A 25,256-nucleotide genomic window follows, 5' to 3' on the forward strand; every position below is an offset into this window, starting at 1 on the left:
GGGTTGGGCCGGTCGGAAATCAAGTCGACGTCTGAACAGCCCCTTTCGAATCAATCGCTTGCTTGGCTTTCGGGGCTCAACAACGAGGCAATCAGCTGGGCATGACGCTTTTGCTGGGGCTCTCGGCGCAGGCGGCTGGCCGCGAAAATCGCGCACATTTCACCCACAGCGGTGTCGAAATCCTCGTTGACGATGACGTAGTCAAACTCGTCGTAATGCAGCATTTCCTCTCGGGCGGCGGCCAGACGCTGAGCCATGACGGCCTCACTGTCCTGCCCGCGCTTGCGCATGCGCTCGTCCAGCGCCTGTCGCGATGGCGGCAGGATGAAGACGCTGACCGCGCCAGCCACCTTGTCGCGTACCTGCCGGGCGCCCTGCCAATCAATCTCCAGCAGTACGTCCTTGCCCGAAGCCAGCTGTGGCTCGACCGACTGCCTGGCGGTGCCCTTCCAGTCGCCATGCACCAGCGCGTGCTCGAAGAAATCACCTGCTGCGATCATCCGCTCGAACTCGGCGGCACTGACGAAGTGGTAATGCTTGCCGTTCTCCTCGCCCGGACGCATGGCCCGCGAGGTGAAGGAGATGGACAGGGAAATATGCGGATCGCGCGCCAGCGTGGCGTTGACGATGCTGCTTTTACCAGCCCCGGACGGGGCGGCAACGATGTAAAGAGTTCCGCGCATGGAACTGCTGGGCCACTTGAAATGGCAGCGAAGGATATCACGCAGCTGGCGGAGGCCTGTCTGGCATGCCGGCGGCACTTGAAATGTGGGGCCACTCTTTTAAGGCAGCCGCCCGCAGCGAACCATCCGTTCTCCCGCGTGCAGGGGAGGTGCTCGAAGGGCGGATGGGGGCTTTGGGAGCCAACAGCTTCCCCTCACCCCAACCCCTCTCCCGCAAGCAGGAGGGGGGCTCAAACCCCACAGGCTGGAGAGGACGCTATTCCTGCTTGAGAGAGAGAAGCTCGGCTCCTGCACGCTGGCAATCAACCCCTGCACTCGCGCAGGACGCACTTACTCGATGTTCTGCACCTGCTCGCGGATCTGGTCGATCAGCACTTTCAGCTCCACCGAGGCGTTGGAGGTGCGGCTGTCCACCGACTTGGAGCCCAGCGTATTGGATTCGCGATTGAACTCCTGCAGCAGGAAGTCCAGGCGACGGCCGACCGGCTCGCGCTGCTTGAGTACGCGGCGGATTTCACTGATGTGGCTGTTCAAACGGTCCAGCTCTTCGTCCACATCCAGCTTCTGCAGCCACATCACCAGCTCCTGCTCGGCGCGCCCCGGGTCCACCGGGTGCGGCAGATCCGCCAGACGTGCGGCCAACTTGGCGCGCTGGCCTTCACGGATCAGCGGGATCAGCTCGTGCACGTCGGCAGCGATGCGCTCGATGCTGTCCACGCGCTCACTGATGGCCGTGGCCAGCTTGTCGCCTTCACGCTCGCGGGACTGCACGAAGCCGTCGATCACCTCGTCCAGCAGCGCCAGCGCCTCGACCTGCAACGCCGCCCCGTCGGTGGCCTCTGTCCGCAGCACGCCGGGGTACTGCAACAACTCGGTGAACTGCACACGCATGCCTGGGAAGCGCGAGTGCAGGCGCAGGGCCAAGTCGCCCAGCTGCTCGACCAGCGCGTTGTTGACGTTCAGCGTCGTGGCCGCCTCGGGCACCCGCAGGCGCATCACCAGGTCCAGCTTGCCGCGGCTGATCCGCCCGGCCACGCGCTCGCGCAGCTGCGGCTCCAGTGCGCGCAGTTCTTCCGGCAGCCGCACCCCCACTTCAAGGAAACGGTGGTTGACCGAGCGCATCTCGCAGCCGAGGGTGCCCCAGGGCGTGACACGTTCACCGCCGGCATAGGCAGTCATGCTTCGAATCATGTGGAATTCCGGTGCGTTGCAAAGGGCGAATGGTACCCTAGGCGCCCCCGGACGCTGGCCAATTGACCGCCCGGGCGCCCCCTGCACACCTACGCAATCCGGACTTCCCATGACCTTTTCCCGTCCCAGCGGCCGCCAGGCCGATCAGCTGCGCACCGTCACCATCGAACGCGCCTTCACCCGCCATGCCGAAGGCTCGGTGCTGGTGAGCTTCGGTGATACCCGCGTGCTGTGCACCGCCAGTATCGAAAACCGCGTACCGGGTTTCCTGCGCGGCAAGGGCGAAGGCTGGGTCACCGCCGAGTACGGCATGCTGCCGCGCGCCACCCACACCCGCTCAGACCGCGAAGCGGCGCGTGGCAAGCAGGGCGGACGCACCCTGGAAATCCAGCGCCTGATCGGCCGCACCCTGCGCGCCTGCATCGACCGCAATGCGCTGGGTGAGCGCACCATCACCCTGGACTGCGACGTCCTGCAGGCCGATGGCGGCACCCGTACCGCCGCCATCACTGGCGCCTACGTGGCCTTGGTGGACGCGGTGAACGTGCTGCTCAAGCGCGGCGACATCAAGCGCAACCCGATCTTCGGCGCGGTCGCGGCGGTATCGGTTGGCGTGTACAAGGGCCAGCCGGTGCTGGACCTGGATTACGCCGAAGACAGCGATTGCGATACCGACATGAATGTCGTCATGAATGATGGCGGCGGTTTCATCGAGCTGCAGGGCACCGCCGAAGGCCACGCCTTCCGTCGCGATGAACTGGACGCGCTGCTGGTGCTGGCTGAAAAAGGCATCCGCGAGCTGTTCGACGCGCAGCAGGCAGCACTGACGCAGGCATGAGCCGACGCATCGCCCTGGTTACGCTGGTCGTCGCCGATTACGACGAGGCGATTGCCTGGTACACCGGGAAACTGGGCTTCCAGTTGTTGGAAGACATCGACCAGGGCCGCAAGCGCTGGATCGTAGTTGGCCCGACTGACAACAATGCTGCTGCGTTGTTGTTGGCACGCGCCAGCGACGAGGAGCAACGCAGCCGTATCGGCAACCAGACCGGTGGCCGCGTGGGCTTCTTTCTGAACACCGATGACTTCTGGCGCGACCACGCCGCCATGACCGAGCGCGGCGTGGAATTTCTCGAAGCCCCGCGCGAAGAACCCTATGCCACGGTCGCCGTGTTCCGTGACCTATACGGCAATACCTGGGACTTGTTGGAGCCCAAGCAATGAAACTGGTACTGGCCAGCGGCAACGCCGGCAAATTGAAGGAATTGCAGGCCATGCTCGCCGAGCTGCCGTTGCAGATCGTGCCGCAGGCTGAGCTCGGCGTCAGTGACGTGCCGGAAACCGGTTTGACGTTCGTCGAGAACGCGCTGATCAAGGCGCGTCACGCCTGTGACGTCACCGGCCTGCCCGCACTGGCCGACGACTCGGGCCTGATCGTTGACGCACTCGATGGCGCGCCCGGCCTGTACAGCGCGCGCTATGCCGGCAGCCCCACCAACGATGCTGCCAACAACACCAAATTGCTGGATGCATTGCGTGATGTGCCGACCGAGCGCCGCACTGCGCGTTTTTACGCGGTGATCGTGCTACTGCGCCATGCCAACGATCCGCAACCGCTGATCTGCGAAGGCAGCTGGGAAGGCCGCATCATCGATGAACTGCGCGGCAGCAACGGCTTCGGTTACAACCCGGTGTTTCTCGATCCGGTGCACGGCCTGACCGCCGCAGAAATGGAGCCGGTGCTGAAGAACACCCTCAGCCACCGCGCCATCGCCCTGCAACAATTCAAGCAACGGCTGGCCCAACTCAAACTCGGTTGACTCAGGAGATCAACGCATGAAGGCACGTCACTATCGGACCCGCATGGCACTCGTGCAGTTGGTCGCCATTCTGGGCGGCATCAGCGGTGCGATCGTGGGAGGCCTGCTTGCCTATGACGGCGAACAGTCCTGGCTGGCACTCCCCCTCTGGGCACTGGGCTGTGCGCTGGCCATTTCATTGATTGCCGCCCCCATCATCTGGCAACGCGTCGTGCTCGATGAAAGCGCTGGGCACCTGCGTTATCACAACATCGCCACCTTGCACCGCTGGCGTCAGGTGCCACTGCACGACGTACTCGAAGTCCGCCACGACAACTTCGCCGATAAACGCAAAGCCATGGTCTCTGGTCTGTATCTGCACATGCGCAACGGCACCCGGCCCGCTCGCCACCGCCTCATGGACAACGAGATTGGCAGCTACCAAGGGCCATCGACGTTGTTCCGTGACGTCGCTGCGGCGGTGTTGCGTGTGCAGCCGCGCTCGCTCGTCGATCCAAGCCTGCTGAGCGGGCAATGACGCCAGCGTCACCACGGCTTTCCACTCCTTCGTCCACCCTGCCAGCCATGCCGCACTCCCACGACCACTGCAACCACCTTCCCGGCGAAAGCTGTTCGGACGATCACGGCCACGACGCCGGCCTGCGGCTGGTGCCGCCGCCGTTGTCGCTCTACGTGCACCTGCCCTGGTGCGTGCGCAAATGTCCGTATTGCGATTTCAACTCGCATGCCGCCAAAGGCGAGCTTCCTTTCGATGCCTACATCGACGCGCTGATCCGTGACTTGGATCAGGATCTGCCACTGGTCTGGGGGCGAGTGGTCAGCAGCGTTTTCTTCGGCGGTGGCACGCCCAGCCTGTTCCCGCCGGAAGCCATCGATCGTTTCCTTCAAGCGGCCAGCGCACGGCTGCGTTTCGCACCGAATCTGGAAGTGACGCTGGAGACCAACCCGGGCACCGCCGAGCATGGCCGCTTCGACCGTTACCGCGCAGCCGGGGTGAACCGCATCAGCTTCGGCATCCAAACCTTCAATGATGAGGCGCTCAAGCGCCTGGGTCGCATCCACGACAGTGGCGAAGCCGAGCGCGCGGTGAAGCTGGCGCAGGACGCCGGTTACAACAACTTCAACATCGACCTGATGTACGCATTGCCGCAGCAGACGTTGGCGCAAGCCGAGCACGATCTGGAGCGCGCCTTCGCACTGAACCCCACTCACATCTCGCACTACCAGCTCACGCTGGAGCCGAACACGGTGTTCTTCGCACGGCCGCCGCAGGGCATTCCCGACGAAGACAGCGCGTGGGATATCCAGGAGCACTGCCAGGCCCTGCTTGCCCAGGCCGGTTATGGCCACTACGAAGTCAGCGCCTATGCGCGCGACGGCTACCAGTGCGCGCACAACCTCAATTACTGGCGCTTCGGCGACTACCTCGGCATTGGTGCCGGCGCGCACGGCAAGATCAGCTCCGGCGCCGAGCAGCACGTGCTGCGCCGCTGGAAGCACAAGCACCCGCAAACCTTCATGGATACCGCCGGCACGGCAGCGTCCATCGGAGGCGACGATGTGATCAGCGCGGACCGCCTGCCGTTCGAGTACATGCTCAACCTGCTGCGACTGCACGAAGGCTTCACCCTGCGCGATTTTGAATCCCGCACCGGTTTGCAGCGCAGCGTGCTGCAGCCAGCACTGGACACCGCAATCGCCCGTGGCTGGCTTGCAAACAGCAATGACCACTGGACACCCACCGATCTCGGCCGCCGCTTCACCAATGATGTGGTGGAATTATTCTTGGCGTGAGCACACCACCAAAGTGGTGATCGCATCACAAAAATGATAGAACTCGCCCATTAAGGGGGAAGGAACCAGGATGTCAGGGACTGCACCACGTTCATCCAGCCAGGCAATGGCTCGGGTCGCGGCTACGCCGGCGCCTGCCCGCGTACGTCAACTACTGGAAAGTACGTTCCAGGTTACCGACGAAGTCCTGCGCACACCGCTGCAGCTGACCGCCATCGACTTTGAGCGCGCCTTGTTCAAGCGCGCGGAGATGGCCCACAACAGCCAGACCCAATCCGATGTCTACGCGCAACTGCGGGTGCTGCGTGAGCATGCCGAACAGTTGCCGGACATTTTCCTGGACGCCTTGGCAGGGCAATTGGCGGCATTCAAAGAGCCGCCCAAGCCCAGCGCCGAAGCGCATGCGGCCACGTTCAAATCAATGACGCTGGTCGAAGACACCGATATCGACCGTGACATCGTGCTGCACGAAATGGCACGGCGCGAATCCTTCCGCGTCACCAGCCCGTTGCTGCTGCTCGGCCAACGTTTCGCAGTGCTGGCGGCGCAGCCGGCGTTCGATCCCGAGCGTTTACCGCTGGGCCCGTACGCACTGTGCCGCGCTTTGCGTGATTGCGGCGAACAGATGCAGCTCAACCTCGATGCTCAGCTGGTGCTGTATCAAGTTTTTGATCGCATGGTCATGGCACGCCATGCCGAGTTGATCGATCGCCTGAACATCCTGCTCGAACGCGAGGGCGTGCTGCCCGGCCTGATCTACCGCCCGCACCTGCCCCGCCCTTCCGCACCGCGCGGTGCAGGCGCTGCGGGCAGTCATACCGATGCCAGTGGTGCGCCGGCCCGCGCCGGTCAGGCACCGCTGACCAGCTGGCAAGGCCAAGCACCGGCCGCGTCATGGGCCAGCATTTCCAGTGAACTCCAAGGCGCCATCCAACCCGGTGCTGCCGGACACGGTGGAGCTCAGGCTGCGCCGCCGTCGGCCGCAACGGGCAGCGGGGCCAATCCCGCAAACATGGACGGCCTGCACACCTTGCTGGATGCCGCCCGTCACGCACTGACGATGGCCGCCGGTGGTTCGGTGGGAGCCGGCACCATGGGCGCTGCCGCAGCCGTAGGCGCGGTTGCCGGTTCAGCAGGAATGTTGGGGGCTGCAGGCACCGGCGGTTCAATGCCGCAGCACGGCGGCACGCAGCTGCAATCCGGCACCGGGCATGCCCCGGCGACCAACGCAAGCGCACCGGCGGTGCCCGTGTCCAGCCAGGTGGCGATGAGCGTGCTGGGCAAACTGCAGGCGCCAGCAGCGTCATCTGGTAGCCGCCACAGCATTGCCGACATCCGCGACGCACTGCTGTCTCAGGTCAAGGCAGAACACGGCCCGGCCGCAACGCTCTCGGTGCAGGACGCCGACACGATGGATCTGCTGGGCATGTTGTATTCCCAGCTGCAGCGCGAAGTCCGTACCGAAGGCCCGGCCGCCGATCTGTTGCAACGTTTGCAGGTACCCCTGGCCCGCGCCGCCATTGGCGACCAGGAATTCTTCCTGCGCGACCAGCACCCGGCACGTGAGCTGCTCAACGCGGTGGCCGAGTCCGGCGCGGTCTGGCTCAGCGACGAAGACAGCGATCCGCTGCTGCTGCTCAAGCTCAAAGATGCGGTCAACAAGGTGGTCACCGACTACCAGGGCGACGAAGCAGTCTTTGTCGAAGCCAACGATCACATTCAGGGGCATCTGCGCGCTGCGGCACGACGCGCTGAGATGGCCGAGCGCCGGCAGATAGAAGCCGCGCGTGGCAAGGAACGTCTGGAAGCGGCCAAACAATTGGCCAATCACACCATCGACGAGCTGTGCCAGACCACCGAGCTGCCGAAGTTCGTGCAGACCCTGCTGCGCAAGGCATGGGCCGACGTGCTCACTCTCACGCTGCTGCGTCAGGGCGAAGGCTCGAACGAATGGCTGCAGCGCGAGCAGGCCACGCGCCGCATCAGCGAAATCACCGGCATGGCGCCCGGCGGCGCGGCTGACGCGGCCTTCGGCGAAGAAATCGAACAAGCACTGCTGCAGGTGGGTTACCACCAGGACGAGGCGGCGGCGATCTCGCGGCGGCTTTCCACACCCGGTGGCGAAGACACGCTTGTCTCCCGCACCGAACTGGCCGCCAGGCTCAAGGCGCGCGCGCGCCTGGGCGAAGCCGGCGACCCTGACGAAGAAGAGGGCCGCCGCAAAAAAGCCCAGCCGATGCGCAGCGACGAGGAAGAGGCGCACCACCGCCTACTGCGTACGTTGCCGTTCGGCACCTGGTTTGAATTCACCGTCAACCAACAGGGCGACAACCGCCGCCAGCGCCTGTCCTGGTACAGCCTGATTACCGACAACGCCCTGTTCGTCAACCAACGCGGCCAGAAGGTTTCCGAACACTCCCTCGATTCGCTGTCGCGATTGATGGCCAAGGGCCAGCTGCGCATCGTCACCGAAGACCGTGGCCGCCTGATCGACCGTGCCTGGCAGGCCACCGTGCGCGCATTGCGCTCGATTGCCGGCCAAGCCTCCAATGACGGGGAGTCCGCATGATCACCAACACCCGCCGCGCGCCGCGATTGCAGGTCCCTGAAATGGTGCCGGTACGCGACCAGATGACCGGCGCCCAGATCGGCCGGCTCGGCAACATATCCGAAACCGGCATGCTGCTGATCACCTCCGTGGCGTTGCAGGAAGATGCCCTGTACCAGCTGCAGTTCGCTATTGCCGATGGCCGCGGCGGGCAACTGCAGATCGACGTCGGCGTTCATCTGTTGTGGTGCGAACCCACGCATGCGCCCGACCAATCGTGGGCTGGCTTCCGCTTCCTGACCTTGGACAAAGGCCAGCGCGAGCAGCTCCAACGCTGGATAGAGGATCGCCTACCGCCAGCCTGAGTGCCGAAAACGGCACAGCGGCAGGCGGGCGATTGCGGCAAAATCAGCGCTCCGCATCACGCACCTGCAAGCGAGCCACCGCGATGAACCAGCAAGATCCCGGCACCCTGTATTCCCAGCACCTGGGCGTGCTCACCGACCGCGCCAACACGGCACTGGCGCGCGCCGGCTTCGACCATCTGGTCATCCCCAGTGGCACCCAGCATTACCAGGTGTTTGACGACCGCGACTACCCCTACGCGGTCAACCCGCAGTTCAAGACCTGGCTGCCGCTGACCAAGCTGCCTTACAGCTGGCTGATCCACACCCCCGGCAAGCGCCCGACGTTGGTGTTCTACCAGCCGTTCGACTACTGGCACGTGGTGCCGGATGCGCCCAGCGGCTGGTGGGTGGAGCATTTCGATATCCATATCATCCGCAAGCCGGAAGAAGCGCTGGCGCTGTTGCCGAAGGACCCCAGCCGCTGCGCCATCCTTGGCGAAGCACAAAGCGCACTGGGCGGCTATGCGCCGAATAATCCTGACGTGGTCATCAACTACCTGGATTGGCACCGCGGCTACAAGACGCCTTACGAAATCGCATTGATGCGCCAGGCCCAGGTGCACGCAGTACGCGGCCACCGCGCAGCCGAGGCAGCGTTCCGTGCAGGCGCCAGCGAGTTCGATATCCACATGGCGTACTGCAGCGCCGTTGGCCAGGACGCCAATGAACTGCCCTACGGCAACATCATCGGCCTCAACGAGCATGCGGCCGTGCTGCATTACACCGACCTGGGCAAGCAGGCACCGCAGCCGCTGCGCAGCTTCCTGATCGACGCCGGTGCCTCGGCGTATGGCTATGCCAGCGACATCACCCGCACCTATGCCAGCACCGGCCATGACGAGTTCCAGGCCTTGATCAACGCGGTGGACGCCGCGCAGCTCAAGATGTGCCAGGCGGTGCGCGCTGGTTTCGACTACAAGCAGCTGCACGTCGATGCACACCTGTCGTTGATGGGCATCCTCAAGGATTTCGGGGTGATCAACGTCTCACCGGAAGCCGCCCTGGCCACCGGCGTCAGCGCGGCATTCTTCCCGCATGGCATCGGTCATTTGATCGGCGCCCAGGTACATGACGTGGCTGGCTTCGCCGCAGGCGAGAACGGCGGCCGCGTCGAGCGCCCCACTGGCCACCCGTACCTGCGCATGACCCGCGTACTGGAGCCGGGCATGGTGGTGACCATTGAACCGGGACTGTATTTCATCGACATGCTGCTGGATGAAGTGAAGAAGGCCGGCAACGCGGCCAGCGTGAACTGGGACCGCGTGGACTTCTTCCGCCCCTACGGCGGTGTCCGTATCGAAGACGAAGTGTTGTGCACCGACGGCGAAGCGGACAACCTCACCCGCCCGGCGTTTGCCGCACAGGCTTGATGCTGGGTTTGGGCAGCATGCGGGCAGGCTCAAATCGCGCTTGAGTGACAGGAGCGCCTTCAGGCGGCAGGTAAACCTGTCGCCTTCACGCTCGAAATAGCACCGTCAGCGCCAGGTCTTCCGCCGTGATGATTTGCCCGGATGTGCAATGCATCCGGGTTCTGATGTTTTGCATTCCCTTCGTACATCCCGGGTGCGTTCACCCTTGCCCGTGCTACAGAAGCACACGCATTGCTTTTCCTTTCCTGCGCCGCAGGTGCGCTTGAGCAGTAAAGCAACCGCAACGCCCTCGCCCATAAAAAACCCCGGATAAGCTCTCGCTCACCCGGGGCCATGTTTCTGCATGCACCTCAATCCAAAACCAACGTGCCCAGGCGCTCAGCCATGAACGCCTCGATCTCGTCGGCACTGCGCTCCAGCGCGCCGGTCAACACCCGGTGACCCTCCTCGGTGATCAGCACATCGTCCTCGATGCGAATCCCAATACCGCGCCAACGCGCATCCACGCTGCGGTCCTCCGGCGAGATGTACAGGCCCGGCTCGATGGTGAACACCATGCCCGGCTCCAGCAGACGCGACTCACCGGCCACCCGGTAATCACCCACGTCGTGCACGTCCAAACCCAGCCAATGCCCGGTCTTGTGCCGGTAAAAACGCTGGTAATGACGTTCGAGGATGTTTTCTTCCAGGTCGCCCTTCAGCAGGCCAAGCTGCAACAAGCCTTCGGTCAATACCTCGACCGCCGCCAGATGCCCTTCTTCGTAGGCAATGCCCGGTTGCGCCTGTTCCAGCGCCGCAACCTGCGCGGCCAACACCAGGTCATGCAGCGCGCGTTGCTCCGGTGTGAAGCGTCCGTTGACCGGGAACGTACGGGTAATGTCGCTGGCGTAGCCAAGGTACTCGGCACCGGCGTCGATCAACACCAGGTCACCATCGCGGCTGCCGCTGCGATTGTCGCGGTAATGCAGCACGCACGCATTGGCACCAGCGCCGACGATGCTGCTGTACGCCGGGCAGGCATCGTGCCGGCGGAATTCACGCTCAATCTCTGCCTGCAGCTCGTACTCATGAATGCCAGCGCGCGCGGCACGCATTGCTGCGCGGTGCGCGCGCACGCTGATGTCGGCCGCGGTCTGCATCAGCGCGATTTCATCCGCCGATTTGTACAGCCGCTGCTCGTGCAGCAAGTGGCCCAGCTCCAGAAACTCGTGCGGCGGTTGCGCGCCGTGGCGCACCTGTGAGCGCACACGGTTCACCCAGCCGATCAGCTTGAGGTCGAAATCCGCATCGCGGCCAAAGTGGTAATAAACGCGCGAACGCCCTTCCAGCAGGCCGGGCAGGATTTCGTCCAGGTCCTCGATGGGATAGGCGTCATCCATGCCGTAATGCGCCACCGCGCCGTCCTGACCTTCGCGCGGGCCGTCCCAGGCTTCGCGGTCCGGGTCACGCTCGCGGCAGAACAGGATCGTCTCGCCATGGCGGCGGCCCGGGATCAATACCAGCACGGCCTCCGGTTCCTGAAAACCGCTCAGGTACCAGAAATCCGAATCCTGACGGTAGGGGTAGAACGTGTCGTGACTGCGTACGCGCTCAGGCGCAGCCGGCAACACCAGAATGGCATCGTCACCGGCCGCTTCCATCAGTTGCCGGCGGCGACGCGCGTACTCGGCGGGGGTGATCCCGGAAAGACGCTTCATGCGGTCCCTCAGTTGAGGCTCTGACGGTGGCGCGAGCCCATCACGCAATCGCCGTGCAGCAGCAGCGCGGCAACGCGGACAAACTCTTCAATCTCGGCCAATGCATCTTCATCTTCATCGGCACTGTCGAACTGGTCGCTGGAGGCCTGCGCCAGACGCGCCAGATCCTGCAGTGCCTCCTCGCCTTCTTCGCTCAGCGCCGGGCGCTTGCCCGAAGCCAGGCCGAAGCCGCCGAGGAAGGCGCGGCACCACTCGAACAACGCATCGGTGCGCGCCTGCAGCGGTTCCGCCGCGTCGGCCAGCACCAGTTCGAAGGCGAAGTCAGGGTCTTCCAACTGCGCCACGGTGGCTTGGCGCAGGCGGTCCAATGCACTACCGGCCTCTGGGGTCTGCATGTTGTCGTCGGCCAGTACTTTGGCAGGCCAGGCTTGGAGGTCGGCACCGCCGCCAGCCAACCAACCGGTCAGGCCGCCATGGAGTTCAGCCGGGGAAGCACCCAGGCCCAGCGACTGGCTGGCCTGGACAATGTCGTTGATGACAGGAAGTTCGCTCATGTGACAGTTCTGTAAAGCGGGAAAGGGTCGCAACCATGGGCAACATGGCGACGGCCGCACAGTGTATCAATCGGGCTGCGTCATCCACCTTGACCACCCCTCCCCGGCATGCCTATCGTGCCAACCATGAACGCCTTCGACCCCGCCGGCCAGCTGCTTGCCCTCGTTTCCCGTCTCGAGCTGCTGCTCGAGCGCAACCAGCGGTTGGCCGATGAGAACCGGAGCCTGCGCCAGCAGCAGGAACAATTGATGAATGAACGCTCCCAGCTGCTGGCCAAGAATGAGCAGGCCCGCTCGCGGGTGGAAGCCATGATCACCCGACTCAAATCGTTGGAGCAGCACACGTGAGCCACAACGAACCGGTCAGCGTCCGCATCCTCGACCGCGAGTACACGGTGGGTGTCGAAACCGCCGAGCGCGACAGCCTCAACGCCGCTGCACGCATGCTTGATGCCAAGATGCGCGAGATCCGTGGCAGCAACCGCATGGCGGCCGTGGACCGGGTTGCAGTGCTGGCCGCGCTCAATCTGGCGCATGAGCTGCAGCAGGTCCGTGACGAGCAGGCCTCGCAGCAACAGCGCTTCCAGGCCGCGTTGAATGAGCTCAACCAGCGCCTGGATATCGCCATCGACAACGCGCGTTGATTCAGCTGAGTCGCTCAGGCAAGTGAATTGGACACACGCCTGAAAAGGCTCCCCCCGCCGGCGCAACCGGCTATACTTGCCCCGCGTTCTCTGCTGTGAACGACGGCGTGTGCAAACATTCGCCTTGTCCCTTAATTACGACCACGGGGGCGCGACGGAGCCGGGTGTGCAAGTCCGCCTTGTAGCGGGAAGCCCGATGGCCCCCCAGCGTTCCCACTTGAACCCCGGGTTCAAGGTCGTTTCGCACGCATCGTCACCGCGGAGAATGCAATATTCTGGAACGGCGCCTAACGGCGCCGTTCTTCTTTTCCGTTCTCCGTTTGGGAAATGTGGCGCGTAGCGCCGGATGAGTGTTGGGGTAATACCCTCACCCCAACCCCTCTCCCGCGGGCGGGAGGGGGGCTTTCAAACCTGACTCCGCTACCCTGTGCCGATGACTGCCGACCACCGCCAGACCCTTCGCCAGCAACTGCGCCAACGCCGCCGCGACATTCCTGCCGCCGTGCGCATCGCCGCCGCTGAAACCCTCGCCGCGCACCTGCTTTCCCTGCCCTTTGCCGATATCAGCGGCCACGTTGCCGGCTATTGGGCGATGGACGGGGAGATCGCGCTGCACCGTTGGCAGATGCAGCTACCGCCTCAACAGATCTATTGCCTACCGGTGCTGCACCGCAAGCTGCTGCGCTTTGCGCCATGGCGGCCGGGGCAGGCATTGGTGAGCAACCGCTACGGCATTCCCGAGCCGGACGTAGACCCGGCGCAGGCGCTGCGGCCGGAGGAGATGGCGTTGGTCGTGGCACCGCTGGTCGGTTTCGACCCGCTGGGCCAGCGGCTGGGCATGGGAGGCGGCTGGTATGATCGCAGCTTCGCATTCCGGCAGCGCCAGGCCGCGCCGCCGTGGTTGGTTGGGGTCGGTTTTGCCGCCCAGCAAGTACCCACACTCCCTGTCGAAGACTGGGACGTGACGGTCGATGCGATCTGTACCGAGCAGGCCACTCTCTACCCGGAACCGTTGAACGCATGACCGCCCGCAAGCGCTACTGGCTGATGAAGTCCGAACCGGACGCCTTTTCCATCGACGACCTGCAGCGCGTAGGCACCGAACCATGGAACGGTGTGCGCAATTACCAGGCGCGCAATTTCATGCGCGATGGCATGAAGGTGGGCGACGGCATCCTGTTCTACCACTCCAACACCAAGGTGCCAGGTATTGTCGGCATCGCCACGGTGGCAAGTGAGGCCTACCCGGACGACACACAGTTCGACCCCCAATCGGACTATTACGACCCCAAGAGCACCCGCGAGGAACCGCGCTGGATGCTGGTGGACGTAGGTTTCGAGCGCAAGCTGGCGCAGGTGATCGCACTGGACGAAATCAAACAGCATGCCGAGCAGCTGGGCGAAGGTTTTCCGCTGACCGCCAAGGGCAACCGGCTGTCTGTTTTCCCGGTAACCGCCGCGCAGTGGAAGCTGCTGCTGTCGCTGGAAAAGAAGCCAGGCTGAACGCATTGAATGCAGGTTGTACGAGGCCCTGCATCACTGGCGGCCTCACGGCTGAAGCCGCTCCTGCAACGAACAAATTCTTCCCACCTGATTGAGCCCACCATGTCTGAAGCCAAGCGCCTGGCCGCCGAAAAAGCCATCGAGTATGTCGAGAAGGGAATGATTGTCGGTGTCGGTACCGGCTCCACCGTTGCCTATTTCATCGAGGCACTGGCCCGCATCAAGGACCAGATCGAAGGCGCGGTTTCCAGCTCGGACCAGAGCACCGCCCTGCTCAAGTCACACGGCATCGAAGTGATGGATCTAAACCATGCCGGCACGCTGTCGCTGTACGTGGATGGCGCCGATGAGTGCGACGGCAACAAGAACCTGATCAAGGGTGGTGGCGCCGCACTGACCCGCGAGAAGATCATCGCCGAGGCCAGCAAGAAGTTCGTCTGCATCGTCGACCCGAGCAAGCAGGTCCAGGTGTTGGGCAAGTTCCCGCTGCCGGTGGAAGTGATCCCGATGGCACGCAGCCTGGTGGCGCGCGAAATCCTGGCCCGCACCGGCGGCCAACCGGTATGGCGCGACGGCGTGGTCACCGACAACGGCAACGTCATCCTCGACATCCACAACCTGGCCATCACCGACCCGGTGAAGCTGGAATTGGAGCTCAACCAGATCCCCGGCGTGGTCTGCGTGGGCCTGTTCGCCCGCCGCCCGGCCGACGTGGTGATTGTCGGTGGCGAGCCGCCGCAAGTACTTTGAAGCCACGGGGTGAATGAGGTTCAGGAAGGCCGCATCTGCCCACCGCGCCGCGACTTCCCGCTCCCACCTCTTTCACCCTGAAGTTCCAAAGCAGCAACATGCAGTGAGCGTCCGGGCTGTTGCCCACTCTCTCTCATCTCTTACTCCCCGCTCTCAGGCCCCGCCCATGTACTTGCTGCGCTCATTCCTGTTGATCTCCCTGCTTACCCTTGCCGGTTGCGCCAGCGCCGATGGCAGGCATTGGGTCGAATTGGCCGGTAGCCGTTACCAGGTGGAACTGGCGCAGGACGACGACACCCGCGCCCGTGGCCTGATGTTCCGCGAACAGATGGATGCCGACCACGGCATGCTGTTCATCCATGACCGCCAGGAACCGCAGGCGTACTGGATGAAGAACACCAAGCTGCCGCTGGACATCCTGTACTTCGACACCGAGCGTCGCCTGGTCAGCCAACAGCGTGACGTGCCGCCCTGCTCGGCCGGCGACATGTGCCCGCCTTACCCCAGCTTCAAGCCGGCGCGTTATGTGCTTGAACTCAATGCTGGCCAAGCCGCCAAGCTCAATCTGCAGGACGGTGCCGAGCTGACCTTCGGCCCGGGTATTCCCAAGGCCGATTGAACCTGCGCCACACGCCGCACCGCGCCGGCCTTGAACCGGCGCCGCTTTGCCCGCAGTCTTGAAGCCATGTCTGATACACGCCTCACCCTGCCGATCTGGGATGAACTGGCCAGCCTGTCCGACGACGCGCTGCCCCTGCTGCCGACCGCGCTGCTGATCGCCAGCGACGAATACCCAGAACTGGACCCCGCCGCCTATGACCGGATGCTGCAGTCACACGCCGACCATCTGCGCGTGGAAGTCGAGGCCACTGGCGAATGGCCACTGAAGATCGCCGCAATCAACCACCATCTTTTCAACGAGTTGGGCTACAGCGGCAACAACGACGAGTACTACGACCCGCGCAACAGCTACCTCAATGAGGTGTTCGAGCGTCGCTTGGGCAACCCCATCTCACTGGCGCTGGTGCAGATAGAAGTCGCTCGCCGACTCGGCCTGCCGCTGGAAGGCATTTCCTTCCCAGGCCATTTCCTGGTGAGGCTGCCGGTGGAAGATGGCGTACTCATCATGGATCCATTCAATGGCGGCCGCCCGCTGAGCGTGGATGAACTGCGCGAGCGCGCCCGCAGCAATCTGGGCGGTGAAACGCCCGATGACACTGTACTGGCACAAATTCTCGACCCGGCCCCGCACCGGGCGATCTTGATGCGCATGCTGCGCAATCTGCATGGCGTGTATGTCGAACGCGGCGAGTGGGATCGCGCCGCACGTAGCGCCGACCGCATCCTCAAACTGGCACCCAAACAGGCCGACGCCGTGCGCGACCGTGGCTTGGCGTATCTGGAACTTAAGCACCTGGCCGGCGCGCGTGCCGACTTTTCCACCTACCTGAAGATGGAACCGGAAGCGGCCGACGCCGGCAGCGTCCGCGATCGCCTGATCGAACTAGGCGGCGAGCGACCGAGGCTGCATTGAGGTGGCATAGCGCCTGTAGGCCGGGAATTTGATCCCGGCTGACGGGCCGCAGCGGCGTACCGCCTGCGTAGAAACGGCGTTCGCCCACCCTGCCGGCGGCTTCATGTCGCCCTACGGACGCTCCACAGATACGAGCGATTGCTGCCGGCTGCCGATTCAGCAGCCGTCGTCGCGCCAACGTGCGACGTCAATCCAGTTCAATCATCTCGAAATCGTCCTTGGTCACGCCGCAATCCGGGCAGGTCCAAGTGTCAGGCACGTCTTCCCAGCGCGTACCCGGTGGAATGCCCTCTTCCGGCAAGCCATCGGCCTCGCGGTAGATGAAACCGCAGACAACGCACATCCAGTTGCGGAAGAGGGAGGCCGAGGCGTCGGACATCGGGGATAATCGCCGGACAAAGAAACGGCGTTGATTGTCACACTCCCGCCGCCGTACCGGTAGCCATTCATGCCCCATGCCCTCACCGCCCCGCGCGGCGTTTACCTGATCACCCCGGACGAAACCGACAGCGCGCGCCTGCTGGAACGGGTGAAGCCGCTACTGGCCGGCACCACCTGGCTGCAGTACCGCAACAAGGCGGTGGATGCGTCGAACCGCCTGACACAGGCGCAGGCCCTGCAGGCGTTGTGCGCCGCGGCGAATGTGCCGCTGATCATCAACGACGATGCGGCACTGGCCCATGCGGTAGGTGCCGCCGGCGTACATCTGGGCGAGGACGATGGCGACATCGCCGCTGCCCGCGCCCTGCTCGGGCCGCAAGCCATCATTGGCGCCTCCTGTTACGACCAGTTGGAACTGGCCCAGCGCGCGGTGCAGGCCGGCGCCAGTTACGTCGCCTTCGGCGCGTTTTTCCCAAGCCGCAGCAAGATAACGCCGCGCCGGGCATCACCCGAACTGCTGCGACAAAGTGCCGCACTGGGCGTGCCTCGGGTGGCTATCGGCGGGCTGACGCCGGACAATTCCCGGCCTGTCGTAGAGGCCGGCGCTGACCTGATCGCGATCATCAGCGGCGTATTTTCCGAAGCTGATCCGGTCGCTGCGTTACAGGCCTATCGCCGTTGTTTCACGTTGGATTAAAAGCGCCCATGGCGCATGAAAACTACGAATTCCCGCTTCCCTCGCCGGGGGAAGGTGCCCCGAAAGGGCGGATGGGAGTACGGGCGAAGCCTGCAATACCGGGGCTCCTACCGCACCCCACGCCCTCTCCCATGAGAGAGGGGCTTTGATCAAATGCCTTACACAGGAGCTTTCGCAATGAACCACGCCCAATCCCACGCCTTGTTCGAGCGCGCCCAGAAGCTGCTCCCCGGCGGCGTCAATTCACCGGTGCGCGCGTTCAAGTCGGTCGGCGGTGAACCCTTCTTCGTGCAGCGCGCCGATGGCGCGTATCTCTACGACGTGGATGACAACGCCTACATCGACTACGTCGGTTCGTGGGGCCCGATGATCGTCGGCCATAACCACCCGGCAGTGCGTGAAGCGGTGCAGCAGGCGATCGGTAACGGTTTGTCGTTCGGTGCGCCATGCGCGGCAGAAGTGACCATGGCCGAAACCATCACCCGATTGGTGCCGTCCTGCGAAATGGTGCGCATGGTCAACTCCGGCACCGAGGCCACGCTGTCAGCCATCCGTCTGGCGCGCGGTGCGACCGGCCGCAACAAGATCGTGAAGTTCGAGGGCTGCTACCACGGCCACGGCGACTCGTTCCTGGTCAAAGCCGGCAGCGGCATGTTGACCTTGGGCGTACCGACATCGCCGGGCGTACCTGCCGGCTTGAGCGAACTCACCCTCACCCTGCCCTACAACGATTTCGACGCGGCCACCGCGCTGTTCGAGCAGCAGGGCGCCGACATCGCCGGCTTGATCATCGAGCCGGTCGTTGGCAACGCCAACTGCATCCCGCCGCGCGAAGGCTATCTGCAGCATCTGCGCACGCTGTGCACGCAGTACGGCACGCTGTTGATCTTCGACGAGGTGATGACCGGCTTCCGCGTGGCACTGGGCGGTGCGCAGGCGCACTACGGCATCACTCCGGACCTCTCTACCTTCGGCAAGATCATCGGCGGCGGCATGCCGGTGGGCGCTTACGGCGGTCGTCGTGAGCTGCTGTCACAGATCGCGCCTGCCGGCCCGATCTACCAGGCCGGTACGCTCAGCGGCAATCCTGTGGCGATGGCGGCGGGTCTGGCGATGCTGGAGTTGATCCAGCAGCCGGGCTTCCATGACCGACTCACCGCCACTACCGCACGCCTGTGCGCTGGATTGGAAACCGCCGCTGCCGAGGCCGGCGTGGCTGTGACCACTACGCAGGTCGGTGCGATGTTCGGCCTGTTCTTCACCGACGAAAAGGTCGAGACCTACGCGCAAGCGACCGCGTGCGACATTCCCGCGTTCAATCGATTCTTCCACGCGATGCTCGAACGCGGTGTGTTTCTGGCGCCGTCGGCGTATGAAGCCGGCTTCCTGTCCAGCGCGCATGACGACGCGGTGATTGACGCGACGTTGGCTGCGGCGCGTGAGGCGTTCAAGGTGGTTGCGGCGGGTTGATCTGCTGGGTTTTACGCGTATGAGAAGGCCGGCTTCATGCCGGCCTTTTTTGTTTCGCGAAGAGCATCCTCTCATCCGCCCTTCGAGCACCTTCGCCCGCACGCGGGAGAAGGGAGGCCGCTTATGCAGACTGCATTGCTTGCGCCCCTCTCCCGTTCACGGGAGAGCAGTTGGGTGAGGGAGCTATTGCCTTCAAAAGCCCCATCCACCCACACAACACAAATCGCGCCTACTCAACCAAACACCAACTTGCCCTTCATCATTCCCCAATGCCCGGGGAACGAGCAAAAGAACGTGTAATCACCACCGCGCGTGAGCTTGTTTGTGGCAAAACGCACCTGCGTGGTCTGGCCGCCACCAATCACCGGCGTGAATGCGATCACCCGCGCATCATTCTTCGGCAGGTAGCTGTCGGACAAGGTTGAGCGCATGCCCGCGGTCGCTACTGGCTGGAAATCCGGCGTGCGCGTCAGCACCCAGTTGTGTCCCATCGCCGTGGCCGGCATGCGCCCGGTGTGCTTGAGGGTGAGGTTCACCTGCGTGCAGTCTGCCGCCACACGGATCTCCGGCACCGAGAACTGCATACGGTCGTTGCTCTCCAGCGTGATCGCGCAGGTACGGGCCATGGCCGGGGCCGCAGGCAACAGGACGGCAAGGGCCAACAACAGGCTGGAACGCTTCACTCGGGACTCCGCAAATCAGTTGATCTGTGCTGATTCTAGGCAATGGCCCGCGTGGACATGTGCGACGGGATGTCGCAGGGATGCGCCAATGCCTTGCAACACCGATACTTCCCTCCTTCTTCGCACCTGCCTCACCGATGCCCGCACTACACGCCCTGCTGCTCGATTTCGACGGTCTGCTCGCCGACTATGACCACCGCCGCTTCCTGCAGCAGCTGGCCGAAGCCGTCGCCAGTACTCCCGCGCAGCTCGACACCGCGCTGCGCAGTGAAAGCCTGGAGCTGGCGCATGCACGCGGCGAATTGAATGGTGAGCAACTGCTGCAGGCATTGAATGACCGTCTGGACTGCAACCTGCAGGCAAGCGACTGGCACCGTGCACGTGCAGCGGCAACCGTCCCACGACGCGATTGCGTGGCGCTGCTTGATCGCGTCCACCGCGAGGTATCCGTCGCCATCCTGACCAACAACGGCGCGCTCACGCTGCCGGTCATCCAGCAGATGCTTCCCAACCAAACCGTGCTGGGCAGCGCAGTACTGGGCATCCGCAAACCCGATCCCGATGCCTACCGCGCCGCCTGCACCGCATTGGGATGCGAGCCTGCGCGTGCGCTGTTTGTCGACCATCTGTTCCGCAACGTGCAGGGCGCCCGCGCTGCGGGCCTGCACGCCGACACGGCCTATCACGCGCAGTCGCTGCGACGGCTGTTGCGGCGTTTCCATCTGCTGGCTTGATTGGAGCCACTGCATGCAAACGACAATGCCCGCGAAGCATCCCGCTGACAGGGAAATACTTCGAGGGCATTGATGATCCCGGATGCACTGCGCTTACCCGGGTTGCGTGGACAGTGGATCTGCGCCGGATTCAGCCGCGCGACGCGACGTAAGCCGCAATTGCCCCGCGCACACGCTTGAGACCTTCAGCCAGTTCTTCATCGGTGATGTTCAGTGCCGGCACGAAGCGCAACACACTGGTGCCGGCCTGCAAGATCAATACCTGCTTCTCGGCAGCCAAATCCAGCAGCGTGCCGATGTCGGCCACGTAATCGGGCTTGAGTACCGCACCGAGCATCAAGCCCATGCCGCGCACCTGCTCGAACACGCCAAATTCTTCGCCAATGGCCTCCAGCCCTGCCTTCAAGGCTGCCGACTGACGCTGCACGTTGGCCTTGATTTCATCGGACGCCAGCTTGCGCAGCGCCACGCGCGCCACCGCCGCCGCCAGCGGATTGCCGCCGAAGGTGCTGCCGTGCGCGCCGACGCCCATGACATCGGCCACCTTCGGGCCGGCCAGCATGGCGCCAATCGGGAAACCGCCGCCCAGCGCCTTAGCCAAGGTGACGATGTCCGGGGTCACGCCCCAATGCCAATGCGCGAACAACTCACCGGTACGGCCCATGCCGACTTGGATTTCGTCCAGCACCAGCAGCGCGTCGTGCTGGTCGCACAGCTCGCGGGCGCGGCGCATGAACTCGGCGCTGGCCGGCATCACACCGCCCTCGCCCTGCACCGGCTCGAACATCACTGCCGCCACATCGCCGCCGGCCATTGCTGCTTCAAGCTGGGCCACGTCGTTGAAATCGACATAACGGAAGCCGCCGGGCAGCGGCTCGTAGCCTTCCTGGTACTTGGGCTGTGCGGTCGCGGTCACCGTGGCCAGGGTGCGGCCATGGAAGCTGCCACGGAAAGTGACGATGAAGCGCTTTTCCGCCGCACGGCCCTGCACGCTGGCCCATTTGCGCACCAGCTTGATGGCCACTTCGTTGGCCTCGGCACCGGAGTTGCACAGGAACACACGCTTGGCAAAGCGCGAGGCGTCCACCAGCTCCTGCGCCAGGTGCAGCGGCGGCTCGCTGTAGAACATGTTGCTGGTGTGCCACAGCTTGTCGGCCTGCTCGAACAGCGCGGCCTTCAGGTCCGGATTGTTGTGGCCCAGGCTGCACACCGCGATACCGGCCGCCAGGTCGATGAACTCCCGGCCCTGGGTGTCCCACAACCGCGCGCCTTGGCCTCGCTCCAGCACCAGCTGGCGCGGGCGGTACACCGGCAGGTAGTAGTTGGACAGGGACAGCAACGGTTCGGCGACAGCGGTCATGGCGTTCCGGATTTGGGTGGGAATGAAGGGCGCATTGTCCCCCATTCCACCGGCTGCGGCACAATGCCGCCCATGCGACTTTTCTCTGCCCCCCAATTGAACCCGGCCACCGAAACCGGCTGGCGCCGCCGCTGGTTCGACATCATCCATCGCACCGACACCCCACCTTCACGCCGCTTCGATCTGCTGCTGGTCTACGCCATCCTCGCCAGCGTGCTGGTGGTCATGGTGGATAGCGTGCAGCGCATCCACGCGTCGTGGGCGACCGGCTTCTATGTGGTCGAGTGGGGCTTCACCCTGCTGTTCACCGCCGAATACGTGCTGCGCCTGCTGGTGGTACGCCGGCCGCTGCGCTATGCGTTCAGCATCTGGGGCGTCATCGACCTGCTGGCCATCCTGCCGTCGTACATTTCGTTCTTCATCCCCGGCACGCAGAGCCTGCTGGTAGTGCGCGTGCTACGCCTGCTGCGGGTTTTCCGCATCCTGAAGCTCACCCGCTACATCGAAGAAAGCGGCGAACTGATGCAAGCGCTATGGCGCAGCCGTCGCAAGATCCTGCTGTTCCTGTCGATGGTCGTGACCATCGCAATCATTGCCGGCGCGCTGATGTACGTCATCGAAGGCCCGCAGTACGGCTTCAGCAACATTCCCACCAGCATGTACTGGGCCGTGGTGACAATGGCAACGGTGGGCTTTGGCGACATCGTCCCGCACACCACGTTGGGCCGCTTCATCACCTCGGCGTTGATCCTGGTCGGCTACAGCATCCTGGCCGTGCCCACCGGCATCTACACCGCCGAATTGGCCGGAAACATGCTGCGCGAGCGCCGCCACGACAACCGCGGCTGCCCGGTCTGTGGTCACGAAGGCCACGAGGTCAAAGCGCACTACTGCAATCGCTGCGGGCATGAGCTGCCCGAGCACATCGAGCCCTGAAGGCCAAAGGTGTGTGACAACGAGTGATGGGTGAGCGAGAACAATGGCAACCGCCGCTGCTCTCACTCACTTGGATCTCTCAGTCCAGGAACAGATCCGGCAGCAGCTGCCGCGAAGGATCCATGGCGTAGCCGGACAGATCGGTAATGCCGGTCTGCGCCAGCACTTCGTCATCGATCAGGAACTGGCCGCTGAAGCCTGCGGCCGGACGCGTCAGCACTGCGTGCGCGGCATCAGCCATGATTTCTGGACGACGACAACCGGCGACATCAACACCGGGAATCATGTTGATCGCATCGGTGGCAATCACTGTACGCGGCCACAGTGCATTCACTGCCACGCCCTGCGGACCGAACTCTGCTGCCAAGCCCAGCGTGACAAAGCTCATGCCCATCTTGGCCAGCGTGTAACCGGTGTGCGGCGCCCACCATTTCGGATCCAGACTCGGCGGTGGCGCCAGCGTCAGAATGTGTGGGTTGGGCGCCTGCAGCAGATACGGCAGGCATGCCTGGGCACACAAGAAGCTGCCGCGTGCGTTCACCTGCTGCATCAGGTCAAAGCGCTTCATCGGCGTATCGAGCGCACCGCGCAGCCAGATCGCAGACGCATTGTTGACGAGGATGTCGATGCCCCCGAACGTGTCCACGGCTGCAGCAACGGCTGCATTGACCTGGTCTTCCTCACGGATGTCGCACTTCAGCGCCAACCCTTGGCCACCTGCCGCATTCACTGCTTCGGCGGCGCTGTGGATGGTGCCCGGCAACTTGGGGTTGGGCACTGACGACTTGGCAGCGATGGCAACGTTGGCACCGTCGCGCGCGGCGCGCAGGGCAATGGCCAAGCCGATGCCACGCGAGGCACCGGTAATGAAAAGGGTCTTGCCCTGCAAGCTGTTCATGCCTACTCCGCCCATGTGGAAACCAACTCGCATTATGCCGATGCCAGCAATTCTTTGCGGTCGGCACTGATATCGCTTCGGCGACATTTCCTGTTCATGCGCCATGCCGATACTGGGGGCGCTCTTTTTCAGGATCCTGCAATGAAACCCCTGCTTTACACCGCCCCGCTGCTTCTGGCCCTTTCATTGGGCGCCTGCCAGAAGCCCCACATCGCGGCGGAATCCTCCCCCATCACCAAGGATGTGACTGCGCAGACCACCGGCTTGGGCGAGAACGTGACAAAGATCGATGCCCGCGCTGTATGGCAGGGTTCGCTGGACGCCTGCCGCGATGCGACGACGGCAGCCGATGCCTGCTTGATCAACATCCTGCGAACCCGCGGCGCGTCGCCTTCTGCGATCAACGCAGCGCGCACTTTGTCCGCACAGGGGAAGCCCGGCTACATCAGTGCGTGGCAACCGGTTGAGGGCGTTGGCGTGGCCACGCTGGAATTCCCGTTCCGCGCCAACACCAACCAGGGGATATGGCTGGTGGATGCTGCCGGCAAGACCGTGGACGTGGATGAGGAAGTGTTGGATGCAGGTGTGCGCAACCTGCCCGAGTACAAGGCATTTATCGATAAGCACCCGGATGCCAGCCCGTTCGCACCGGCCGAGGCCAGTGGCAGCGACGCCTTGCCCGATGGTGGCGTGCGCCTACGATTTACCACGCCGCTGCGCAGTTGCCATGCCTGTGCGGACGAAGGTCATGTCACCATCGGCTACGACTTCGACACCAAACGCAGTTTCAAAGGCAAGCAATTGGTGGAGCTGCGCTGAAGATCAGGAGTGAGGGAAAGCCCAGCTGCATGGCTGCGGTTGCTCTCTCACTCCTGGCGTCTGTTCCCTCACTCGTGCCTCTCAGGGCTTCGGCCCCTGCCCTTCGTTGTCTTCCCAATGCAGGATGCGGCGGGTGACAAAGCGATAGACCGGTTTGCCGGTGGCGAACCACAGCTCACGCACCCAGGAATGCCGCTTGAGTACGCGCAACTCCACCGGCGTCAACGCCTGCCGGCAATACATGCGCTTGTGTTTGAGCAGGTGGCGCAGGTCCTCGCGCGCCAGCAACCGCATCCAGCGCGAACGCGGGTTGCCGCAGATCGCCAGCTGGAAATCGATCAAGGCCGGTGATCCATCCTCGCGCACCAGCCAGTTGGCCTCCTTGGCGAGGTCGTTATGGGCGATGCCGTGCCGATGCACGCGCTGCAGCAGCCGGCGTGCGGCACGGAAGTAGGCCAAGTCGCCGTGCGGCGGCCGTTGATACATGGCCGCGCCCTCCATGTAGCTGCGGTCCAGCCAGCGGCCATCCCAGGCCAGCAGCGTCGGCGTGGCCTCCATGCCGTCAAGCTTTGCCAATGCCCGCGCCTCTCGCCGCGCCAGCCACCAGGCCGGCAGCCGCAGCCACAACGGGGTCGCGCCCAGGTCACGCCGTACAAAACGGCCCTGCGCGCCTTCCACCAGCAGGATGCGGCCAAAGCTGTCCGCCTTCAGCGCGATGAATGATGTCTCGGGAGTCGGTTCTGCCATGGCTACATTCTAGGCGGTGCCACTGATTTCACGCCC

The 25,256-nt window shown here is 63.9% G+C and carries 29 protein-coding genes and 1 other RNA gene; 21 read left to right on the forward strand and 9 right to left on the reverse strand.

What is annotated here, in order from left to right; all coding sequences use genetic code 11:
• Nucleotides 1-50: 50 nt before the first annotated feature.
• Both gmk and PAN08_RS13635 read right to left on the reverse strand, forming a co-directional pair.
• Nucleotides 51-683: a guanylate kinase gene (gene gmk, locus PAN08_RS13630; RefSeq protein WP_269792052.1), complete on the reverse strand. Its 633-nt coding sequence runs from the start codon at nucleotides 681-683 to the stop codon at nucleotides 51-53.
• A 330-nt stretch (nucleotides 684-1,013) separates the two neighbouring features.
• Complete coding sequence (locus PAN08_RS13635) at nucleotides 1,014-1,874, reverse strand: YicC/YloC family endoribonuclease (protein ID WP_269792053.1); 861 nt, start codon at nucleotides 1,872-1,874, stop codon at nucleotides 1,014-1,016.
• A gap of 109 nt (nucleotides 1,875-1,983) precedes the next feature.
• On the opposite strand from PAN08_RS13635, the gene rph reads away from it, so the two are divergent.
• The 8 genes from rph to pepQ all read left to right on the forward strand — a co-directional run bounded on the left by rph (nucleotide 1,984) and on the right by pepQ (nucleotide 9,813).
• A complete protein-coding gene (rph, locus tag PAN08_RS13640; protein WP_269792054.1) occupies nucleotides 1,984-2,712 on the forward strand; it encodes a ribonuclease PH in 729 nt (242 codons plus the stop codon).
• Nucleotides 2,709-3,098: a VOC family protein gene (locus PAN08_RS13645; RefSeq protein WP_269792055.1), complete on the forward strand. Its 390-nt coding sequence runs from the start codon at nucleotides 2,709-2,711 to the stop codon at nucleotides 3,096-3,098. The genes rph and PAN08_RS13645 overlap by 4 nt, the downstream gene beginning before the upstream one ends.
• Complete coding sequence (rdgB, locus tag PAN08_RS13650; RefSeq protein WP_269792056.1) at nucleotides 3,095-3,694, forward strand: RdgB/HAM1 family non-canonical purine NTP pyrophosphatase; 600 nt, start codon at nucleotides 3,095-3,097, stop codon at nucleotides 3,692-3,694. The genes PAN08_RS13645 and rdgB overlap by 4 nt, the downstream gene beginning before the upstream one ends.
• A 16-nt stretch (nucleotides 3,695-3,710) precedes the next feature.
• A complete protein-coding gene (locus PAN08_RS13655) occupies nucleotides 3,711-4,211 on the forward strand; it encodes a hypothetical protein (RefSeq protein ID WP_269792057.1) in 501 nt (166 codons plus the stop codon).
• A 47-nt stretch (nucleotides 4,212-4,258) separates the two neighbouring features.
• Nucleotides 4,259-5,488 (forward strand): radical SAM family heme chaperone HemW, encoded by a 1,230-nt coding sequence (gene hemW, locus PAN08_RS13660; RefSeq protein ID WP_269792326.1) that lies wholly within the window; start codon nucleotides 4,259-4,261, stop codon nucleotides 5,486-5,488.
• 106 nt (nucleotides 5,489-5,594) lie between these two features.
• The gene (locus PAN08_RS13665; RefSeq protein ID WP_269792058.1) at nucleotides 5,595-8,057 is read left to right on the forward strand and encodes a DUF1631 domain-containing protein; all 2,463 of its coding nucleotides are present in this window, start codon (nucleotides 5,595-5,597) and stop codon (nucleotides 8,055-8,057) included.
• Nucleotides 8,054-8,401, forward strand: a complete 348-nt coding sequence (locus tag PAN08_RS13670) for a PilZ domain-containing protein (RefSeq protein WP_269792059.1) — start codon at nucleotides 8,054-8,056, stop codon at nucleotides 8,399-8,401. Before PAN08_RS13665 ends, PAN08_RS13670 begins: the two co-directional genes overlap by 4 nt.
• An 83-nt stretch (nucleotides 8,402-8,484) precedes the next feature.
• Nucleotides 8,485-9,813: a Xaa-Pro dipeptidase gene (pepQ, locus tag PAN08_RS13675; protein WP_269792060.1), complete on the forward strand. Its 1,329-nt coding sequence runs from the start codon at nucleotides 8,485-8,487 to the stop codon at nucleotides 9,811-9,813.
• A 350-nt stretch (nucleotides 9,814-10,163) separates the two neighbouring features.
• Here pepQ and pepP read toward each other — a convergent pair whose 3' ends face one another.
• Together pepP and PAN08_RS13685 are read right to left on the reverse strand one after the other, a co-directional pair.
• Entirely contained in the window at nucleotides 10,164-11,510 is a 1,347-nt protein-coding gene (gene pepP / locus PAN08_RS13680) for a Xaa-Pro aminopeptidase (protein ID WP_269792061.1), read from the reverse strand.
• 8 nt (nucleotides 11,511-11,518) lie between these two features.
• Nucleotides 11,519-12,064, reverse strand: a complete 546-nt coding sequence (locus PAN08_RS13685) for a YecA family protein (RefSeq protein WP_269792062.1) — start codon at nucleotides 12,062-12,064, stop codon at nucleotides 11,519-11,521.
• A 126-nt stretch (nucleotides 12,065-12,190) separates the two neighbouring features.
• On the opposite strand from PAN08_RS13685, the gene PAN08_RS13690 reads away from it, so the two are divergent.
• The 8 genes from PAN08_RS13690 (at nucleotide 12,191) to PAN08_RS13725 (ending at nucleotide 16,495) form a co-directional block, all read left to right on the forward strand.
• The gene (locus PAN08_RS13690; protein ID WP_269792063.1) at nucleotides 12,191-12,412 is read left to right on the forward strand and encodes a TIGR02449 family protein; all 222 of its coding nucleotides are present in this window, start codon (nucleotides 12,191-12,193) and stop codon (nucleotides 12,410-12,412) included.
• Complete coding sequence (locus PAN08_RS13695; RefSeq protein ID WP_269792064.1) at nucleotides 12,409-12,708, forward strand: cell division protein ZapA; 300 nt, start codon at nucleotides 12,409-12,411, stop codon at nucleotides 12,706-12,708. The genes PAN08_RS13690 and PAN08_RS13695 overlap by 4 nt, the downstream gene beginning before the upstream one ends.
• Before the next feature lie 84 nt (nucleotides 12,709-12,792).
• Nucleotides 12,793-12,977, forward strand: a non-coding RNA gene (ssrS, locus tag PAN08_RS13700) — 6S RNA.
• A gap of 164 nt (nucleotides 12,978-13,141) precedes the next feature.
• Nucleotides 13,142-13,732, forward strand: coding sequence for a 5-formyltetrahydrofolate cyclo-ligase (locus tag PAN08_RS13705; protein ID WP_269792065.1), 591 nt, complete (start codon nucleotides 13,142-13,144; stop codon nucleotides 13,730-13,732).
• Entirely contained in the window at nucleotides 13,729-14,211 is a 483-nt protein-coding gene (locus PAN08_RS13710; protein ID WP_269792066.1) for an EVE domain-containing protein, read from the forward strand. Before PAN08_RS13705 ends, PAN08_RS13710 begins: the two co-directional genes overlap by 4 nt.
• A 102-nt stretch (nucleotides 14,212-14,313) precedes the next feature.
• The gene (gene rpiA, locus PAN08_RS13715) at nucleotides 14,314-14,961 is read left to right on the forward strand and encodes a ribose-5-phosphate isomerase RpiA (protein WP_269792067.1); all 648 of its coding nucleotides are present in this window, start codon (nucleotides 14,314-14,316) and stop codon (nucleotides 14,959-14,961) included.
• A gap of 166 nt (nucleotides 14,962-15,127) precedes the next feature.
• The gene (locus PAN08_RS13720) at nucleotides 15,128-15,580 is read left to right on the forward strand and encodes a DUF192 domain-containing protein (RefSeq protein ID WP_269792068.1); all 453 of its coding nucleotides are present in this window, start codon (nucleotides 15,128-15,130) and stop codon (nucleotides 15,578-15,580) included.
• A 66-nt stretch (nucleotides 15,581-15,646) separates the two neighbouring features.
• Complete coding sequence (locus tag PAN08_RS13725) at nucleotides 15,647-16,495, forward strand: SirB1 family protein (protein WP_269792069.1); 849 nt, start codon at nucleotides 15,647-15,649, stop codon at nucleotides 16,493-16,495.
• A 187-nt stretch (nucleotides 16,496-16,682) separates the two neighbouring features.
• Here PAN08_RS13725 and PAN08_RS13730 read toward each other — a convergent pair whose 3' ends face one another.
• A complete protein-coding gene (locus PAN08_RS13730; protein WP_269792070.1) occupies nucleotides 16,683-16,874 on the reverse strand; it encodes a rubredoxin in 192 nt (63 codons plus the stop codon).
• A 69-nt stretch (nucleotides 16,875-16,943) separates the two neighbouring features.
• Here PAN08_RS13730 and thiE point away from each other — a divergent pair, with 69 nt between their 5' ends.
• Nucleotides 16,944-17,573 carry a thiamine phosphate synthase gene (gene thiE, locus PAN08_RS13735; RefSeq protein WP_269792071.1) on the forward strand — a complete coding sequence of 210 codons (630 nt, stop codon included), beginning with the start codon at nucleotides 16,944-16,946 and terminating at the stop codon, nucleotides 17,571-17,573.
• Between the two features lie 177 nt (nucleotides 17,574-17,750).
• A complete protein-coding gene (gene hemL / locus PAN08_RS13740) occupies nucleotides 17,751-19,043 on the forward strand; it encodes a glutamate-1-semialdehyde 2,1-aminomutase (protein ID WP_269792072.1) in 1,293 nt (430 codons plus the stop codon).
• A 233-nt stretch (nucleotides 19,044-19,276) separates the two neighbouring features.
• On the opposite strand, the gene azu is transcribed toward hemL, so the two are convergent.
• Nucleotides 19,277-19,669 (reverse strand): azurin, encoded by a 393-nt coding sequence (gene azu / locus PAN08_RS13745; protein WP_269792327.1) that lies wholly within the window; start codon nucleotides 19,667-19,669, stop codon nucleotides 19,277-19,279.
• 194 nt (nucleotides 19,670-19,863) lie between these two features.
• Here azu and PAN08_RS13750 point away from each other — a divergent pair, with 194 nt between their 5' ends.
• A complete protein-coding gene (locus tag PAN08_RS13750) occupies nucleotides 19,864-20,460 on the forward strand; it encodes an HAD-IA family hydrolase (protein ID WP_269792073.1) in 597 nt (198 codons plus the stop codon).
• Between the two features lie 130 nt (nucleotides 20,461-20,590).
• Here PAN08_RS13750 and PAN08_RS13755 read toward each other — a convergent pair whose 3' ends face one another.
• Complete coding sequence (locus tag PAN08_RS13755) at nucleotides 20,591-21,820, reverse strand: acetylornithine transaminase (RefSeq protein WP_269792074.1); 1,230 nt, start codon at nucleotides 21,818-21,820, stop codon at nucleotides 20,591-20,593.
• A gap of 72 nt (nucleotides 21,821-21,892) precedes the next feature.
• On the opposite strand from PAN08_RS13755, the gene PAN08_RS13760 reads away from it, so the two are divergent.
• A complete protein-coding gene (locus PAN08_RS13760) occupies nucleotides 21,893-22,756 on the forward strand; it encodes an ion transporter (protein WP_269792075.1) in 864 nt (287 codons plus the stop codon).
• Nucleotides 22,757-22,835: 79 nt separating this feature from the next.
• On the opposite strand, the gene PAN08_RS13765 is transcribed toward PAN08_RS13760, so the two are convergent.
• Nucleotides 22,836-23,654, reverse strand: a complete 819-nt coding sequence (locus tag PAN08_RS13765) for an NAD(P)-dependent oxidoreductase (RefSeq protein WP_269792076.1) — start codon at nucleotides 23,652-23,654, stop codon at nucleotides 22,836-22,838.
• Between the two features lie 141 nt (nucleotides 23,655-23,795).
• Between PAN08_RS13765 and PAN08_RS13770 the strand changes: the two genes are divergently transcribed.
• Nucleotides 23,796-24,473 carry a hypothetical protein gene (locus PAN08_RS13770; protein WP_269792077.1) on the forward strand — a complete coding sequence of 226 codons (678 nt, stop codon included), beginning with the start codon at nucleotides 23,796-23,798 and terminating at the stop codon, nucleotides 24,471-24,473.
• Nucleotides 24,474-24,554: 81 nt separating this feature from the next.
• On the opposite strand, the gene PAN08_RS13775 is transcribed toward PAN08_RS13770, so the two are convergent.
• Nucleotides 24,555-25,220: a serine/threonine protein kinase gene (locus PAN08_RS13775; protein ID WP_269792078.1), complete on the reverse strand. Its 666-nt coding sequence runs from the start codon at nucleotides 25,218-25,220 to the stop codon at nucleotides 24,555-24,557.
• Nucleotides 25,221-25,256 lie beyond the last annotated feature (36 nt).

This window comes from Stenotrophomonas sp. Iso1 (assembly GCF_027497995.1).
GTDB lineage: Bacteria > Pseudomonadota > Gammaproteobacteria > Xanthomonadales > Xanthomonadaceae > Stenotrophomonas.